This is a genomic window from Psychrilyobacter sp., assembly GCF_049671765.1.
In the GTDB taxonomy this organism is placed as follows: Bacteria; Fusobacteriota; Fusobacteriia; order Fusobacteriales; family Fusobacteriaceae; genus Psychrilyobacter.
The window spans coordinates 1-17327 of sequence record NZ_JBATVM010000157.1 but is presented as its reverse complement, the minus strand read 5'-3'; the positions used below and the strand labels follow the sequence as shown (position 1 = coordinate 17327).

Here is a 17327-nt window from a genome sequence, read left to right as displayed (position 1 = left end):
AAATGTATTTATTGATCTTTTTGATATAGAGGATATTTCTTTTATAAATAGTTATAGAATATCAACTTTGGCTGATATGTATGGGAATCCATCTTACAAATTTCTTGGAATATTTAATAGAAATAGGCTAGCAGGTTATATAATACTCCTCGATAGTATATATGTATATGAAGTTATAAAAATAGCAATCTCTCCTAATTATCGAAAAAAAGGACTTGGGAAAAAACTTCTATCTTTTGTCTTGAAAGATTTAGATAAAAACTTGATATTAGAAGTTAGAGTATCCAATGACCCTGCTATTAAATTATATGAAGGTTTAGGGTTTGAAAAAATCAATATACGAAAAGGTTATTATGGCGATACAGGGGAAGATGGCATAGTTTATTTGTTTTCTAAATAAATAGAAAAAGGAATGTTTAAACGGCTATTAGTATCAATGTATTGAAAATAGTTTTTAATTAGTGTGAATTCGTGACAAAAGAAAAGACTTTAAATTAGAGGTGGGATAGTGGAATACAAATTTATAGAAGACAAAGACATAATAGAATTTGCAGAAAAACATTTGCACCTTTCATATTCTACTGAAAAAGAGGTAGGAGATTTTTTTAGGGAATTAAAAAATATAAAGAATATAAATTTTTTAGAATTTATAGAAAAAATGGAGATAGAGTTAAATAACAACAGAAAGCACGATACAATGAAATTTTTAAAGATTATAAGAGAATATAGAAATCCCATTATGAGTAAGGCTATGAATAAAGTCAAAAATTTAACAAATTCGATAAAAATTAAGGGAATAACAGTGGATGTTCCTAAAAATTTAGAGGGAGATACCCTAACTTTAACTTGGACAATAAAATCAGCAGAAGATATTGAAAAGATCGTGGATCACTTGAATAAAAAAAAGGAAGATATAAAGGATTTAATAACTACCATAAAATGTGGTGGATAAAATATATTAGGAGATGAAGAGAATAATGATGAATGTGTATTCAAACCCGTTAGTAGAGAGATATGGATCGAAAGAGATGTTAGAAAACTTTTCACCGAATAAGAAATTTTCAAGTTGGAGAAAACTTTGGATTGCCTTGGCAGAGTCAGAAAAAGAATTAGGATTAAATATAACTGATGAACAAATAGCAGAGATGAAAAAATATGTTAACGATATCAACTATGATGTTGCAGCTAAGAGAGAGTTAGAGGTAAGACATGATGTAATGGCTCATGTACATGCATTTGGCGTGCAAGCACCTTTGGCAGCACCTATTATCCATTTAGGAGCAACGTCTGCTTACGTTGGAGATAACACTGATTTAATTCAAATAAAAGATGGATATGAAATCTTAAAGAAAAAATTTATAAATGTATTTAAAAACATGTCTGATTTTGCAATGGAATATAAAGATCTCCCTACCCTTGGATTTACACATTTCCAAGCCGCACAACTTACTACAGTAGGAAAGAGAACTACATTATGGCTACAAAGTTTAATGTTAGATTTCGAAGAGTTAGAATTCAGAATGGAAAATATGAGATTTAGAGGAGTGAAAGGGACAACTGGAACTCAGGCTAGTTTCGAAGAATTATTTAATGGAGATTATGACAAGGTAAAGCAGCTTGATATTATGGTTTCTAAAAAATTAGGTTTTGACAGAAGATTTATGGTAACTGGTCAAACTTATGATAGAAAAATAGATTCAGAAACATTAAATTTATTGTCTAATATAGCTCAAACTGCTCATAAATTAACTAATGATATTAGATTATTACAACATTTAAAAGAGATAGAAGAGCCATTTGGAAAGAAACAAATTGGATCTTCAGCTATGGCCTATAAGAGAAACCCAATGAGAAGTGAAAGAATATCATCATTAGCAAAATTCGTAATAGCTATGCAGCAAAGTACCGCTATGACAGCAGCTACTCAATGGTTTGAAAGAACGTTAGACGATTCAGCAAATAAAAGACTATCTGTACCACAAGCATTTTTAGCAGTAGATTCAATGTTAGTAATTATGCAAAATATCTTCGATGGGATGGTAGTGTATCCAAAAATGATAGAAAAGAGAATTATGTCTGAATTACCATTTATGGCAACTGAATATATCATCATGGAAGGGGTAAAAAATGGTGGAGATAGACAGGAATTACATGAAAGAATAAGAGAACACTCTATGGAAGCAGGAAAACAAGTTAAGATAGAAGGTAAGGATAATGACCTTATTGAAAGAATTTTAGCTGATGAATATTTTAATATAGATAAAGAAAAATTAGTTAAAATATTAGATCCTAAAAACTTTATCGGATTTGCTCCTCAACAAACAGTGGAATTTATAGAGGAAGAGATTAATCCAATTATAAAAAAATATGAAAACTTACTTGGAATGGAAGCTGGCTTAAGAGTATAGTTGTGAAAAGAAATAAAAAAAACGAAAATAAAAAAAGAGAGCTTTATTTAGTAGCCTTTGTGCTACTAGCTCTCTATTTTTCGTTATTTGAAACTATAATTCCAAAACCCTTTCCATGGATGAAATTGGGGTTAGCTAACTTAGCGACAATAATAGTTTTAGTAAAATTTGGAAAAAAGATGGCTTTTGAGGTTTTATTTTTAAGAATTTTTATCCAAGGAATGATGATAGGAACTTTATTTACCCCTGGATTTTTTATAAGTTTGGTATCCGGTGTGATAAGTACAGGAGCCATGTGTTTTTTATATAGTTTAAAAAATCATATAAGTCTTGTGGCAATCAGTATTTTTTCGGCTCTTACTCATAATATAGTACAATTGATAGTGGTATATTTTCTTCTATTTCGAAATGTCGATATTATGGGGAGATCCATATTGATATTTGTCATGATATTTTTAGGGGTAGGAGTAATATCTGGAGGAATTATAGGGGTTATAGCCAGTAGATTAAAATTACGTAGAAGTAAGTAGAAATTAATTTTTTATGGAGGGGTAATTCATGAATTACCCGTACAGGCAAGTGGGAGTATAAAATACAGGGGGATAAGATGCAAAAAAGAAAATATTTTGGAACAGATGGAATAAGAGGAGAAGCTAACAGAGAGTTAACAGTAGATATAGCTATGAGATTAGGCTATGCTCTGGCTTATTATTTAAAGAAAAAAAATCCTAGTAAAAAGAAGATAGATGTAGTTATTGGGAGTGATACTAGAATATCTGGATATATGTTAAGGTCGGCTCTAATGGCTGGATTATCTTCAATGGGTGTTCATATTACCTATGTAGGAGTTTTACCAACTCCTGGTATTGCATATCTTACTCAAGTGAAATCAGCTGACGCAGGAATAATGATATCGGCTTCTCATAATCCGGCTAAGGATAATGGAATAAAAATATTTAGAAGTAACGGTACGAAATTACCGGATGAAATAGAGTTAGAATTAGAAGGTTTAATGGACAACTATGAAGAGATCTCAAAAGAATGTGTAGCAGGAGATAAAGTAGGAAAAGTTCATATGGAAGATGACAACTATTTCTTATATCGAGACTTTTTATTATCTACTGTAAAGGGAGATTTTTCAGGGATGAAAATAATCTTAGATTCAGCTAATGGAGCAGCATTTAAATTAGCTAGATCAATATTTTCAAGGTTAGGAGCAGAGATAGTCTCTATAAATGATCTACCTAATGGAACTAATATAAATGTAAAATGTGGATCTACACACCCAGAAATTTTAGCGAAAGTAGTAGTTGGATATAATGCAGATTTAGGACTAGCATACGATGGAGATGCTGACAGATTGATGGCAGTAGATAAATTTGGAAATATAATAGATGGAGACAAGATCATATCCATATTAGCTTTAAATTTAAAGGAAAAAGATGAGTTAAATAACAACAAGGTAGTGACTACTGTCATGAGTAATATGGGCTTTGAAAAATATCTTGAAAATAAAGGAATTACTTTAGTGAGAGCTAACGTAGGAGATAGATATGTAATAGCTAAGATGAAGGAACAAGGATTAAATCTTGGAGGAGAACAATCAGGACATATAATAATGTCTGATTACAATACTACAGGAGACGGGATATTAGTATCACTAAAATTAGTAGAAGCACTTCGTGACTGTGGTAAATCTATAGATGAATTAGTGTCTGGTATAGTTGATTGGCCTCAAATTTTAATCAATGTAAGGGTAGAAAATTCTAAGAAGAATACTTGGGATAAAAATACTGCAATAAAAGAAATAATAAAGATGAAGGAAAAAGAGATGGATGGATTAGGAAGAGTATTAGTTAGAACTTCCGGAACAGAACCTTTGGTTAGGGTAATGGTAGAAGGTAAAGACAAAACTCAAGTAGATTCAGTAGCAGCAGAGATAGCAGAAGTAGTAAAAAAAGAATTAAAATAACTAAATGAAAAGAGGTTCTTAATAAGGGTCTCTTTTTATCTAATAAGGGCATAAAAAATAAAAACAGAGGATGATGAATATGTATAAAAATTTTTCCAAAGTATACGATATAATGATGGAATATGCAGATTATGATGGATGGAAAGATATCATTGAAGAAAAGATTAGGAGGCATGGTAATTCTTCTAAAACTATATTAGATTTAGGATGTGGGACAGGAGAAGTTCTTCTCAGATTAATTTCTGATTATGAGATGACGGGTGTTGATCTTTCTAAAGAAATGGTAGAAATAGCCAATAGAAAGGTAGATGCCGCATCATTTTATGTACAGGATATGAGGGAATTGAAATTAGATAAAAAACATGATGTCGTTATCTCTCTTTTCGATACAATAAATCATTTAATATCTTTGGAAGGGTTAAAAGAAACTTTTTCTAGTGTATGGAAAAACTTAAATGAAGATGGAATATATATATTTGATGTAGTTACGAGAGAGCTTATGGATGAGATGTTTCCTGGAGGAAACTTTATAGATGATAGGGAAGATATAATGATAATCTGGGAACACGAAGAAGACATAGAGGAAGGAATAGACTATGTAGATACTACTTTTTTTGTAAAACAAAAAAATGGTATGTTTAAAAAAATAACAGAGGAATATGTAAAGAAGATATTTACTGTAAATGAGATAATGATTACTGCTAAAGAGGCAGGATTTGAAGTTTTAGAAGTGGAAGAAAATTTTGAATTAGCAGGGGAAAGAATATTTTTTACACTTAAAAAATTAAAGAATTAAAGAATCTCCGTGTCAAAAAGATCAGGGAGAAAAAAAGGGAGAAGAAATGGATAAAAATAGAAAAAATATCATGATGATATCGTATATCATGTTTGGATATATGGGAATAGCTTTTTTATCCCAAGGATCTTTGAAATTAGAGATGGCAGAAAGTTTTGGAATAACTACATCGAAACTGCAATATTTATTTACAGTATTTTCAACAGCAAGTATGATCACAGTGATTGCCAATAAAGTATTTTTAGAGAGAGTTCCATTGAAATTAGAAGTTATTTTATCTAGTATATTTATATTGGTTGGAACATTTTTTATGATTTTAACAAAAAATGTAAATATATTTATGACGGGATTAATATTATCTGGTTTTGGGATAGGGGTATATATATCTTTGGGGAGTTATTTGATTATAAATACGTTTAGTGAAGATAGAAATGGTAAACTTAATTTTTTACATTTTTCCTATTCGATAAGTGCCGTAGTAACTCCTATAATAGCAGCGGCATTGATTGGGATTAATCTAAGTTGGGATAAGGTATATATGACTCTTTTAACTTTGGTAGGTGTAATTATTTTCTTGGCTTTGAAAACAAATTTTAGTAATATTATCCATGGAGAAGATGAAGAAAATTCATCTCAGTCAGTTATCTGGGATTTAAAAGTATATTTATCGGCAGCAATGCTTTTTTTATATGTTTTTACAGAAATGATATTTTCGTATTGGATAGTAGAGTATATGATAACTAAAGGAGCCTATGGAGGAGAAGCAAAGATCTCACTTTCTATATTTTGGTTATTTATAGCAGTAGGAAGATTGATAGCGGGTAAATTAGGGCATAAATTTAGTGTTATAAATATGGTGATAACTTTATTAGGGATAGCTTTTATATCATACTTTATTTTAATATTTGTTCAAGGGATTTGGATAATCTATATATTTGTAGGCCTTTTGGGATTTGGATTTTCAAGTTTATATCCATCTATCGTAGCCTTAGGAACTGAGGGAAGGAAAAATATAAGCCCTAGTTTGATGACGTTTATAATGACATCTGGATCTGTAGGAGGGATAATGTATTCTCCGATTTCTGGATGGGTAAGTGGTCATTTTAATGTGGCGTTAACTATGGGGATGGGAATAATAACGACTATATTGATGTTATCTATCTCGCTTTTCTTAAAATTTAGGAGGATATAGTTACTGAATTTTAAGGACAAGGAGCCTAAAAAAAAGAAATCAGAGAGTAAAAATGTTTACATTTAACGCTTGGTATGATAGAATTCTTAGTGAATTTAATAACTTTATAAAATTGTATAGTCAATTAATGTAATAAAAACGGATATAAAAGTAAAAAATAGTATTATTTTAATGAAAAATTAATATTTCAAATTAAAAACCAATACTAATGTATTATGATATCAAGGACGGTTTTATTATATACCCCTTGACACAACCGACCAGCAGGTAGTAAAGTATTTGTATGGAAATCTCAGCGGGAGGGTATGTATATGGCTATTAAGAATGACATATTTTATTACTTATCTTTACTGACTCAATTGGGATTAACTATAATATTTAGTATTCTGATATGTATTTTTATCTATAAAGTAGTTGCAAAATTTATAGGTGAAAATATATTTTTATTTATTTTTTTTATTATATTAGGTGTAATAGGTGGATTTTATAATGCTTATCGCCTGATAATGAAAAAGAAATAACTTTATTTTAAGTTTGGCTTAAACCTATAAAAGGTTGACTTTATAGCAGAAAATAGAGTAAATTTATAAAGTGGAAATAAATAAAAAATGAGGTATAACTATGGGAAAAGAATTGAAAATACTGATAAGAAACAGTGTATTAACATCGGCATTGATACTTATATATGGGATAGTAAGTTGGGATAAATTAGTGCTATTGGCTATTTTTGGTGGATCATTAGTTTCACTTTTGACTCTATATATGACCATAAGGGATGCAGAAGTTTCGGTACATAGTTCAAACGCTAACAAATTAACAATATTAGGATATACTAAAAGGTATTTTATATATGGAATATTTCTATACTTAATGGCTAAGTTTTTAGGATTTAGTGGTATTGTAATGGGAGGAATGGGACTTTTAAATGTTAAGTTCAACATATTATTATTTGGTGTTAATGGATTTATAAATAAATTGAAACACAGATTAAAAAATTAACTTCATGAAAGGAGGGTAGTTTTACTATGAGTAAGAAACCAATGAGTTTTAAAGTCTTTGCAGGGGTAGCAATAGTCGTAGCAGTAGTTATAAACTTTGTATTAAAAGTTGCTGTGAAAGCTGGAGCTGTAAGCGTTATCACGCCACCACTAGTTGAAGGACCGAAGGTAGTATTTTTTATACCGACTCCTCATAATTTTTCGTTCGCTATGGAAATGGCAAATGGAGGATATGGGATTCCAGTAACAATCACAGTTGTAACAACATGGGCTTTGATAGCTTTATTTTTCCTATTTTTCAATTGGGGATTAAAAAATCTTGAGATGATACCAGGGAAAAAACAAGCATTTTTTGAAACGTTATATGATGTATATAATAGTTTAGTAACACAAATGTTTGGTAAAAGAGGAAAGGAATTTGTAGTTTATATATCAGCTTTAATAAGTTTTATAGCTATATCGAATATTACATCATTTTTTCCAATTCCAGGATTTAGTACAGCAAATGGACAATTTGTAATCTCACCATTACTTAGATCTCCATCGGCAGACATCAACACAACGTTAGGATTAGCACTTATTACGACATTTATGTTTATATATGTTGCGATTAAAGAAAATGGTATAAAAGGATATGTAGGAGGATTATGTGATCCAACACCAGTTATGTTACCGATGAATATAATCGGAGAATTAGCTAAACCAACTAATATATCTATGCGTTTGTTTGGAAATGCATTTGCAGGAATGGTTATCATGGGACTGTTATATATGGCAGCACCAGCAGTATTACCAGCACCATTACATCTATACTTTGATCTATTTCAAGGTCTAGTACAAAGTTTCGTATTTACCATGTTAACAATGGTATATATTCAAGGATCTATGGCAACAGAAAACTAAGCAATAACAAAAATTATTTATAAAAAATTTCAGGAGGTAAAAAAATTATGGATATGATGACAGCAAAAACAATAATATTAGCAGCGTCTGCTTTAGGTGCTGGGTTAGCAATGATCGCAGGATTAGGGCCAGGAATAGGAGAAGGTTATGCAGCAGGTAAAGCAGTAGAATCTGTAGCAAGACAACCAGAAGCAAAAGGAGATATCATCTCTACAATGGTAATGGGACAAGCAATATCAGAATCAACTGGTATCTACTCATTAGTAATCGCTTTAATATTATTATACGCAAATCCATTCATCGGATTATTAGGATAAACTAACTTAAATCTAATAGATAGGTTTTAGATTAAATTTCTAAGAGAGGAGGTAGTTAGTTTGAACGAGACAATCATGCCAGCAGTAGGTATAGATATTAATCTATTTTGGCAAATAATAAACTTTGTTATACTTATTTTTGTTTTCAAAAAATATTTTCATAAGCCATTGAATGATTTTTTAGAGACAAGAAGAGAAAAAATAGCAGGAGAATTAACTCATGCTAAAAAGGATAGAGAATTAGCAGCTAGCTTAAATGAAGAAGCAGCTATGACAAGAAAAGCAGCAAAATTAGAAGCTAACAAGATAATAACTGTAGCGGAAAAAAAGGCTGAAGAAAGAAAAGAACTTATTCTTAAAGAAACAAATGCTGCGAGAGAAAAGATGATAGCAACTGCAGAAGCAGATATCGCTAAAATGAAATCTCAAGCTACAAAAGAATTACAAGTTGAAGCTACTAAGTTAGCAGCGACATTAGCTGAAAAAATGATCAATGAGAAGATGAACAAAGAACTAGGAGGAAACTTACTAGACCAATTCATTGATGAGGTAGGGGATACTAAATGATAGGAGCTAAAGTAGGAAAAAGATATGCTGTAGCAATCTATGATATTGCCGCAGGAGAAAATAAAGTAACTGAAGTCTATGATACTCTTAATTCTATTATGGAAGCATATTTAGAAAATTTAGAGTTTAAAAATTTAGTAGCTCATCCACTTATTTCAAAAGAAGATAAGAAAACCTTTGTAAAAAAAGTATTTCCTAACTTTGATGAAATTGAGATGGATATAGTAGATTACTTGGTTGATAAAGATAGACTATTAGACATTAAATCTATCGTAGCAGAGTTTTTAAAGATCTATTATGAGAAAAATCAAATAGTAGATGTAGAAGCTACCTTTGCGTTAGAACCTAGTGAAGCACAAAAAGAAAATCTAATTAAAAAATTAGAAGCAAAAACAGGTAAAAAAATAAACTTAACTGTAAAGATAGACAGCTCTATTATCGCAGGTGGAATCCTTAAAATTGGGGACGAAATTACAGACGGTAGTATCAAGAGGCAACTAGAAACTTTATGGAAAAAATAGTGGTAGGAGGTGTACTAGTTGAAAATTAGACCGGAAGAGATCAGTTCTATAATAAGAACTGAGATCGAAAATTATAAAAAATCTTTAGATATAAAAACTTCAGGTTCTGTAGTGGAAGTTGGAGACGGAATTGCTAGAATATACGGTTTAAGCAATGCAAAAGCCGGAGAATTATTAGAATTTCCAAATGGTGTAAGAGGAATGGTTCAAAACCTTGAGGAAAATAACGTAGGTGCGGTACTTTTAGGAGACCCAACTTCAGTTAAAGAAGGGGATGAAGTAAGAGCTACAGGAGAAATAGCATCTGTTCCAGTAGGAGAGGCGTTATTAGGAAGAGTAGTAAATGCACTAGGAGACCCAATAGATGGTAAAGGCGAAATAAAAGCTGAATCTAGAATGAATATAGAAAGAAAAGCTACAGGTATCATTCAAAGAAAACCTGTACATGAGCCAATGCAAACTGGAATCAAGTCAATAGACGGAATGGTTCCAATTGGTAGAGGACAAAGAGAACTTATAATCGGAGATAGACAAACTGGTAAAACAGCAGTAGCTATCGATACAATTATAAATCAAAAAGGTACTGGAGTTAAGTGTGTTTACGTAGCAATTGGTCAAAAAAGATCGACTGTAGTAAATATAGTTAAAAAGTTAGAGGATGCAGGAGCTATGGATAATACTATCGTAGTAGCAGCAACAGCATCTGAAGCAGCTTCATTACAATATATTGCACCATATTCTGGCGTAGCAATGGCAGAATATTTCTCAGAAAAAGGAGAGCACGTTTTAATCATCTATGATGATCTTACTAAACATGCCATCGCCTACAGAGAAATGTCGTTACTATTAAAAAGACCACCAGGTAGAGAAGCATATCCTGGAGACGTTTTCTATCTACATAGTAGATTATTAGAGAGAGCGGCTAAGTTATCAGATGCAATGGGTGGCGGTTCAATCACTGCATTACCAATCATCGAAACTCAAGCTGGAGACGTAGCAGCATATATCCCAACAAACGTAATTTCGATTACAGATGGGCAAATATTCTTAACTACTGACCTATTTAATGCAGGACAAAGACCAGCAGTTGACGCAGGAATATCTGTATCAAGAGTTGGAGGAGCGGCTCAAATTAAAGCTATGAAGCAAGTAGCTTCAAAAGTTAAATTAGAGTTATCTCAGTACGCTGAAGTATTATCTTTCTCACAATTTGGTTCTGACCTTGATAAGGCAACTAAAGCTCAGTTAGAAAGAGGACATAGAATCATGGCAATGTTAAAGCAGGCTCAATATAGACCATATAAAGTAGAAGAGCAAGTAATCTCATTCTATTCTGTAACTAAGGGTCATTTTGATTCAGTTGCATTAGAAGATATCGGTAGATTTGAAAGTGATTTAATAGCTGATTTAAGAAATAATTCTACTGTTTTAGATGAAATAGCAGAAAAGCAAGCTTTAGATAAAGATTTAGAAGCTAAGATAGATAAGGCTATATCGGAATTTAAAGTAAATTTTAGTTAAGTGAGGTGAGATTGTGGCTGCGAATATTAAAGAAATAAAGAGCAGGATCAAAGGAGTACAATCTACCCATAAAATAACTAAGGCAATGGAAGTTGTTTCTTCTACTAAATTTAAGAGATATTCTAAATTAGTAGGAGAATCAAGACCTTATTCAGAAGCCATGGATGGAATATTAAGTAATATTGCAACTGGTATAAAGAATGAGAAAAATTCTTTGTTTGATGGAAAAGCTGAAGTTAAGAAGATAGGAGTTGTACTTATGACTTCTGACAGAGGACTTTGTGGAGGATTTAATTCTCAAGCAAATAAAGCTCTAGAAAGACTAAAAGCAGAAAATCCAGATAAGAAAGTTTCAATAATTGCCGTGGGTAAAAAAGGTAGAGATTATTGTAAAAAAAGAGATTATGATTTAAAAGGTGAATATATTCAGTTAATTCCAGAAAGTATGTTTGATAAAGCCAAAGAAATCAGTGAAAATATTGTTGATTTTTATTTAGAAGATATATTTGATGAAGTTTATATTATATATTCAAAATTTGTCTCAGCTGTAACTTCAGACCTTACGACTAAAAGACTTATTCCTATTGAAAAAGTAGAGAGTGAATCTAATGAACCGTATATTTTTGAACCATCAGCAGAGTATATATTATCGACATTGTTGCCAAAATATCTAAATATAGTATTATATCAAGCTATATTAGATAATACAGCAAGTGAGCATGCAGCTAGAAAAACTGCCATGAAAAGTGCAACAGACAATGCCGAAGAATTAGTAGACGGTTTAACTCTACAATTTAACAGAGCTAGACAAGCTGCTATAACGCAAGAAATTGCGGAAATCGTAAGTGGATCACTGGCACAGCAATAATAATAATAGAGGAGGAGAACTTTGGAAAATAAAGGAACTCTTATACAGATAATAGGACCTGTAGTAGACGTAAAGTTCCCAGGAGATTTACCAAAAATCTATAACGCTATCAAGATAGAGTTAGAAGACGGTAGAATTCTAGTTGCAGAAGTTCAACAACATTTAGGAAACAATGTTGTAAGAGCTGTTGCAATGGACGGAACCGATGGTTTACAAAGGGGAATGAAGGTAACAGATACTGGAGCAGCTATAACTATTCCAGTAGGAAGAGCAGTATTAGGTAGAATCTTAAACGTATTAGGTGAGCCAATCGATGAAGCTGGACCAGTTAACGCTGAAGAGACAGCTCCTATACATAGAGATGCACCAAGCTTTGAAGAACAAGGAACAGGAGTAGAAATTCTTGAGACTGGAATCAAAGTAGTAGACTTATTAGCACCATATTTAAAAGGTGGAAAAATTGGTTTATTTGGTGGAGCAGGAGTAGGAAAAACTGTACTTATCATGGAACTTATCAATAACATTGCTAAGGGACATGGAGGACTTTCTGTATTCGCAGGAGTAGGAGAAAGAACAAGAGAAGGTAGAGACTTATTTGACGAAATGACTGAATCAGGAGTTTTAGATAAAACTTCATTAGTTTATGGTCAAATGAACGAACCACCTGGTGCAAGACAAAGGGTTGCATTAACTGGTCTTACAGTAGCTGAGCATTTTAGAGATAAGGAAGGTCAAGACGTACTATTCTTTATCGATAATATCTTTAGATTTACTCAAGCAGGATCAGAGGTATCAGCATTATTAGGAAGAATGCCTTCTGCCGTTGGATACCAACCAAACTTAGCAAGTGAGATGGGAACTCTTCAAGAGAGAATCACATCTACAAAAACTGGATCTATCACTTCGGTTCAAGCGGTATACGTACCTGCTGATGACCTTACTGACCCAGCTCCAGCAACTACATTTGCCCATCTAGATGCAACAACAGTTTTATCTAGAAGAATCGCATCATTAGGAATCTACCCAGCGGTAGACCCATTAGATTCTACATCTAGAGTACTTGATCCACAAATCGTAGGTCATGAACACTATAAAGCAGCTAGAGACGTACAAGAAGTATTACAAAGATATAAAGAACTTCAAGATATCATCGCAATCTTAGGAATGGATGAATTATCTGATGAAGATAAATTAGCAGTTAGTAGAGCTAGAAAAATCGAAAGATTCTTCTCTCAACCATTTGCTGTAGCAGAACAATTTACTGGAATGTCTGGTAAATATGTACCTGTAAAAGATACTATTAAAGGATTTAAAGAGATCTTAGATGGAGTACATGATGACTTACCTGAGCAAGCTTTCTTATATGTAGGTACTATAGAAGAAGCTATCGCAAAAGGAAGAGACTTAATGAAGGGGGAATAAGATATGGCGACTTTTAAATTAGAAGTTATAACTCCTCTGAAAAAAGTATTAGAAATGGAAGTTGAAAGGGTAATTCTTAGAACTTCTGAAGGTGACATGGGGATATTAGCAAAACATGCTCCCCTAGTTGCAGAATTAGCTGTTGGAGAGATGAAAATAAAAACTGATGCTGGCGAAGAGAGATTCTTTGTAGCTGGTGGTTTTTTAGAAGTTTCTAAAGACAGAACTTTAGTACTAGCTGACGAAGCAATCAATATCAATGATATTGATGTGGAAGTAGCTAGAAAAGAAGCAGAATTAGCTAAGCAAAAGTTAGCTAAATTAAAAGAGGATAGAGACATTGCAGTAACGCAAAAAGCTCTAGAGTCAGCTTTAACTAAAGTAGGAATGGTAGAAGGTAAATAAGTTCAAGTTGAAAAGGAAAGATACCATGGTATCTTTCCTTTTCTATATAATCAATTTTTTAGCTTGACTATTATTTAAGAGAATAAGCTATAAAAAAGGTTTTCTATTTCTATTAGAAAACCTTTTTTATCTAATTTTTTATGATTTTTGTAGCTACTTTATATTTTAATATTTCATCTTTGGTCATTTGATGCATTCCATCAGCAGGAGCAGCGTAGATTGTATACCAGTAAAAATCTTCACTTCCTAACATATAGTTAATATATTCAGCATTAGCTCGATGCTGTGGGTCTTCTTTTGGAATATCTTTAGCTTCAATAGGATCACCGTCACCCATACCTTCCCATGAGTGAACTCCTAGATAAGCTCCCTCTTCTATAGTTCTGTTAACACCACTTAAGAAAAAGTCGGTTCCTCCTGAGGATACTTCACTATCACTATTTAAATAAGTATTTAATCCTTTTTCCCTAACATATTTTCCCATGGGAAAATTAGAGGCATCATCTAATGAACCATCTATATGCTCTAAAACAATTGTTTTAATTTCTGGATTCTCATCGATTAATTTTTTTAGTTGACCAGGTGTCAAACTTGAAATTAAACCTGTCATATATAATTTATCTCCATCTACTCTAAATTTTGTAGAAGGATAGATATAGTTATGTACTAGAACTAGTGTAATAATTTGAACTGTTCGGTTATACCTATAAGCTATTGAAAAAGTTCCTATAAATAAAACTAAAATTCCAATAAATATTTTTGTTTTTAAACCAATTAAAATTTTCATGAATTCCTCCTAATGCTGCTAAGTATTGTTACATCTATATAAGATGAATCTTATTTGGATATTTATAGTAAGAATATCATTAAGATTTGTCCTTATAATCAAATAATACAATTGTGGTGTTAAAGACATAATTATTTATTTTGACTAATTATTTTTAACTGTTCTATTATATGTGGTTTAGCTTCTTCGTAGTCCCAATTCATAAATTCTTCTCTCTTAATTCCTTGAGCTTCAATTCCTTTTATTACAACCCATCCTAAATAATATCCAATCATTGGAGGAGTTTTTTCCCCTAAAGGGTTATTTTTTACATTACTTCCAAACCATTTTTTGTAGTTAATAGGTTTTTTTAGATCTATTGCAGGATTATTTAAATCTTTTAAGAATAATTTTGCATAGTAGTTATTTTGTGTAGGATCATAGAGACCTTTATTACCTAATAAAATATAATCGAAATTTTCATTTTCGCCAATATATCCCGTTCCCCAAACAGCCATACCTTCATCCCATAATTGCCAAAATAGTTTTCCATTTTTCAAATAATTATCAAAAGATTTACTGATTTTATGTCCTCTTATAGTAAAATGGTAATGGTGAAACATTTCGTGTATGGTAAGTGGTTCTATTGGTAACGATTTTCCTTGTAAAAAAAATTCAAAATATTTATCAATTCCTAAACCAAGGTACTCTTTGTTATTTTTAGAAATTTTAGCATAACTTCCACCCCATGTTATACCAGGAGCTATCATTATAGTTATATTAGCTTTATAGTCTGGAGCTCTATTATCATATTTTTTCAAAACCCCTGTAATAGTTTTTTCATATTCATCGTATGTTTTTAAGTATTGATCCATATCTATTTCAGAATACATGGAAAATAATTCTTTTAGAGTTATTTTTCTATTTTCTTTCCATGTAGAACTGTGTTCTTTTCCCCAGACAAAAAAATCATAAAAAACTGGATCTATAGATTCAATATTTTTGTTCCAACTTTTTTCTTGTTCTATAAAATCTTTCCCTTTTGCTTCATCCCAAAAGTTTTCAAAATTATGCTTAAAGTTAATTACTTTAACAGCATATAGATTATTACTAAAAGCAAATAAACCAATTAATCCGATGATACTTAAAAATCTTTTCATAATACTATTGCATGACAAAAATATATAGGTATTTTGTCATACCACCTCCTTTTATTATAATTAAAGTATAACCCTATATGTTATTTTGTTTTTTTCTTTCTAATTAATAAAATGCAAACAGAAATTATTATTAGAATTATATGTACTTCTACATTAGTTTCTAAATCATTAGCTTTTAAAAATAAAGAATTAGAACTATTCCAAAGATAATGAACGATAATTGAAATCCACAGACCAAATCTAATATATATAGACCCTAGTAATATTCCTCCTGCAGCTACTCCTAATATATAGCTTAAACTTATAGGATCACCTAAAAAATAATTAATCATGTGAAGTGCCCCAAAAATAAGAGAGACAATTATTAGAGATAAATATTTATTACATTTTGTTTCTATAAATGTATGTAAAAGGTAGCCTCTAAAAATTATTTCCTCTAATAAAGGTGCTTGAAGGCCAGGTAGTAAACTAGCAAGATTTTTAGAATTTAAATGATAATCTATATTAAGTACTAACAAAAGAACATAGTAAACTATGGAAAATATTATAATTGTTAAAAAAATTGTTAGCAGTGGCTTTGTCTTAAAAAGAAAAATTTTATTTTTCACTCCAAATCTAAAGAAAATTTTTGAGTATAAAAAATTAAGTAGAGTAAAAAAAATAATTGAATAAATAGGTGCAATTATAATAAAATAATCTTTTATCCCCTCAATACTTCTCAAAGAATTTAATGGTATTACTAATGCTAGAAATATAACAATAGAAAAGATGCTTAATAATGTGTAACCAAATATTTTTTTCATTTGTTTCTCCTGTTTATCTTTAGTGTTGAAGAAAAATTATTTCTTGATAATAATATTTATTTTGTCTCCTTCGATAGTTATATTCTTAGATATGTCTTTAAATTCATCTTCAGAAATGGAGTTGGTATTAAATTCTCCATCTTTAGTTATTAGAGTTATATGACCTCTAGAAGTAGAAATTTCATTATTTCCTTCTAATTTATCGATATTAAGTATAAGACTTCCATTGGATGTTTTAATTTTTCCATTCTTCAAAATAATTTTAGAGTTTGCATTAATATGACCATTATGAGTCTCAAGAGTTTTAATGGATGAGGCGTTTATAAGGTCGATAGAACCATTATGAGTTTTTAAACTAACATATCCATTAGAGTTAATAACTGTAATATGACCATTTCGAGTTTTACCGTCTACATTTCCATCAATATTATTGATATAAATTTCTCCATTTCTAGAATTAATATTAGAGTTACCTTTAATGTTAGAGATATTAATACTGCCGTTACGTGTTCTAAAGTTAGAATTTAAAATTAAATCAGAAGCGGTTATAGAACCATTTCTAGATGAGACAGATAATTTCTTGTTAAAGGTTTTTGGTACTTTGACTACAATAGATGTATCTTCATCTTTAGAAAAGAAAGAGAATGGTAAAATACTACGTGGTGGCAGGACCGAAATCTCTAATTCTTTTGATTTTATTTGTTTTTC

At 31.0% G+C, this 17327-nt stretch carries 21 protein-coding genes; 17 read left to right on the top strand and 4 right to left on the bottom strand.

The window, feature by feature from the left end; translation table 11 throughout:
- The 17 genes from rimI to atpC all read left to right on the top strand — a co-directional run.
- A partial coding sequence (gene rimI / locus WBG30_RS07470) for a ribosomal protein S18-alanine N-acetyltransferase (RefSeq protein ID WP_424504014.1) occupies positions 1-400 on the top strand: 400 nt, incomplete at its 5' end.
- Between the two features lie 108 nt (positions 401-508).
- A complete protein-coding gene (locus WBG30_RS07465) occupies positions 509-952 on the top strand; it encodes a hypothetical protein (RefSeq protein ID WP_424504013.1) in 444 nt (147 codons plus the stop codon).
- Positions 953-965: 13 nt separating this feature from the next.
- Positions 966-2408 carry an adenylosuccinate lyase gene (purB, locus tag WBG30_RS07460; protein WP_424504012.1) on the top strand — a complete coding sequence of 481 codons (1443 nt, stop codon included), beginning with the start codon at positions 966-968 and terminating at the stop codon, positions 2406-2408.
- A gap of 2 nt (positions 2409-2410) precedes the next feature.
- Positions 2411-2938: a Gx transporter family protein gene (locus WBG30_RS07455; RefSeq protein WP_424504011.1), complete on the top strand. Its 528-nt coding sequence runs from the start codon at positions 2411-2413 to the stop codon at positions 2936-2938.
- Between the two features lie 77 nt (positions 2939-3015).
- Positions 3016-4380, top strand: coding sequence for a phosphoglucosamine mutase (gene glmM, locus WBG30_RS07450; protein ID WP_424504010.1), 1365 nt, complete (start codon positions 3016-3018; stop codon positions 4378-4380).
- 70 nt (positions 4381-4450) lie between these two features.
- Positions 4451-5176: a class I SAM-dependent DNA methyltransferase gene (locus tag WBG30_RS07445; protein ID WP_424504009.1), complete on the top strand. Its 726-nt coding sequence runs from the start codon at positions 4451-4453 to the stop codon at positions 5174-5176.
- 46 nt (positions 5177-5222) lie between these two features.
- Complete coding sequence (locus WBG30_RS07440) at positions 5223-6368, top strand: MFS transporter (RefSeq protein WP_424504008.1); 1146 nt, start codon at positions 5223-5225, stop codon at positions 6366-6368.
- A 311-nt stretch (positions 6369-6679) separates the two neighbouring features.
- Complete coding sequence (locus WBG30_RS07435; protein ID WP_424504007.1) at positions 6680-6889, top strand: AtpZ/AtpI family protein; 210 nt, start codon at positions 6680-6682, stop codon at positions 6887-6889.
- A gap of 100 nt (positions 6890-6989) precedes the next feature.
- Complete coding sequence (locus tag WBG30_RS07430; RefSeq protein ID WP_424504006.1) at positions 6990-7367, top strand: ATP synthase subunit I; 378 nt, start codon at positions 6990-6992, stop codon at positions 7365-7367.
- 113 nt (positions 7368-7480) lie between these two features.
- Positions 7481-8269 (top strand): F0F1 ATP synthase subunit A, encoded by a 789-nt coding sequence (gene atpB, locus WBG30_RS07425; protein WP_424504015.1) that lies wholly within the window; start codon positions 7481-7483, stop codon positions 8267-8269.
- 47 nt (positions 8270-8316) lie between these two features.
- Positions 8317-8586 carry an ATP synthase F0 subunit C gene (gene atpE, locus WBG30_RS07420; protein ID WP_028855184.1) on the top strand — a complete coding sequence of 90 codons (270 nt, stop codon included), beginning with the start codon at positions 8317-8319 and terminating at the stop codon, positions 8584-8586.
- Between the two features lie 60 nt (positions 8587-8646).
- Positions 8647-9153, top strand: coding sequence for a F0F1 ATP synthase subunit B (gene atpF, locus WBG30_RS07415; protein WP_424504005.1), 507 nt, complete (start codon positions 8647-8649; stop codon positions 9151-9153).
- Positions 9150-9674, top strand: coding sequence for an ATP synthase F1 subunit delta (atpH, locus tag WBG30_RS07410; protein WP_424504004.1), 525 nt, complete (start codon positions 9150-9152; stop codon positions 9672-9674). The genes atpF and atpH overlap by 4 nt, the downstream gene beginning before the upstream one ends.
- 18 nt (positions 9675-9692) lie before the next feature.
- Entirely contained in the window at positions 9693-11195 is a 1503-nt protein-coding gene (gene atpA / locus WBG30_RS07405) for a F0F1 ATP synthase subunit alpha (RefSeq protein WP_424504003.1), read from the top strand.
- 13 nt (positions 11196-11208) lie between these two features.
- Positions 11209-12063, top strand: coding sequence for an ATP synthase F1 subunit gamma (gene atpG, locus WBG30_RS07400; protein ID WP_424504002.1), 855 nt, complete (start codon positions 11209-11211; stop codon positions 12061-12063).
- A gap of 21 nt (positions 12064-12084) precedes the next feature.
- Positions 12085-13485 carry a F0F1 ATP synthase subunit beta gene (gene atpD, locus WBG30_RS07395; RefSeq protein WP_424504001.1) on the top strand — a complete coding sequence of 467 codons (1401 nt, stop codon included), beginning with the start codon at positions 12085-12087 and terminating at the stop codon, positions 13483-13485.
- 3 nt (positions 13486-13488) lie between these two features.
- Positions 13489-13890, top strand: coding sequence for an ATP synthase F1 subunit epsilon (gene atpC / locus WBG30_RS07390; RefSeq protein WP_424504000.1), 402 nt, complete (start codon positions 13489-13491; stop codon positions 13888-13890).
- Positions 13891-14020: 130 nt separating this feature from the next.
- On the opposite strand, the gene WBG30_RS07385 is transcribed toward atpC, so the two are convergent.
- The 4 genes from WBG30_RS07385 to WBG30_RS07370 form a co-directional block, all read right to left on the bottom strand.
- Positions 14021-14677 (bottom strand): hypothetical protein, encoded by a 657-nt coding sequence (locus WBG30_RS07385; RefSeq protein ID WP_424503999.1) that lies wholly within the window; start codon positions 14675-14677, stop codon positions 14021-14023.
- A 131-nt stretch (positions 14678-14808) separates the two neighbouring features.
- On the bottom strand, positions 14809-15816 hold the full coding sequence (locus tag WBG30_RS07380; RefSeq protein WP_424503998.1) for a hypothetical protein: 1008 nt from the start codon (positions 15814-15816) through the stop codon (positions 14809-14811).
- 80 nt (positions 15817-15896) lie between these two features.
- On the bottom strand, positions 15897-16619 hold the full coding sequence (locus tag WBG30_RS07375; RefSeq protein ID WP_424503997.1) for a lysostaphin resistance A-like protein: 723 nt from the start codon (positions 16617-16619) through the stop codon (positions 15897-15899).
- A 36-nt stretch (positions 16620-16655) separates the two neighbouring features.
- Positions 16656-17327, bottom strand: a 672-nt coding sequence (locus WBG30_RS07370) for a DUF4097 family beta strand repeat-containing protein (protein WP_424503996.1), incomplete at its 5' end; no start/stop codon positions are given.